The organism is Vibrio sp. 811, assembly GCF_033339195.1.
The window spans coordinates 1-744 of sequence record NZ_JAWOUB010000342.1; the positions used below are offsets into that span (position 1 = coordinate 1).

At 45.6% G+C, this 744-nt stretch carries 1 protein-coding gene and 1 pseudogene; one reads left to right on the plus strand and one right to left on the minus strand.

Annotation, left to right across the window (positions count from 1 at the left end):
• The coding region (locus R7Q46_RS26765; protein ID WP_318078169.1) for a DUF2959 domain-containing protein at positions 1-587 on the plus strand (587 nt) is incomplete at its 5' end.
• Positions 588-618: 31 nt separating this feature from the next.
• Here the strand turns inward: R7Q46_RS26765 and R7Q46_RS26770 are convergent.
• A pseudogene (locus R7Q46_RS26770) lies at positions 619-744 on the minus strand (ATPase); the annotation flags it as partial.

Below are 744 nucleotides of genomic sequence, written 5' to 3' on the forward strand. Positions count from 1 at the left end.
CTGCGTATTACTCTGCGATGGAGCAAGTGGGCTACCATAAACGAGATATTATGGTTGACCGAGTGGAAGATGCCAAAGAATCACAACAAGAAGCACAAGAAGAATTCACTAGCGCACTTGAAGCCTTATCAGCACTAACCAATTTTGACGGTGGTGAATTAGAAAGCGTTTACAACAACATCAATGACAAATACGAAGACAGCGAAAAAGCCGCTCAAGATGTGCGTGACCGTATTGCTGCAATCGAAGATGTCTCTGATGCACTGTTTGAAGAATGGCAAGGCGAGTTAGACTTGTACACCAGTGCGAAACTGCGCCGCTCAAGCGAACAAAAACTGCGTGAAACCAAAGCATCTTACAAAACCATGCTCAGCGCAATGAAGCGCGCAGAGAAAAAGATGACGCCAGTGCTGAACACACTGCGTGATAATACGCTGTATCTAAAACACAACCTCAACGCGAGTGCGATTGGTTCTTTGCAAGGTGAGTTCTCTAGCTTAGAGAAAGACATTCAATTTGCCATCAAACAAATGAACGAAGCGATCGCTGAATCGGATAAGTTCCTGCAAAAGCTTAATCAAAAGTAAATCATTCAGGCCTCCTCCTCGCGAGGAGGTTTTAGTCTGCTACCTCGCCGACTAAGCCTATTACTCTTCGAACAAAGCCCACGCGCTCTTCGACACTGCCCCATGGCACTTCCACCACTTGATATCCGAGCTCAACATAAGTATTGATTAGGGTTTG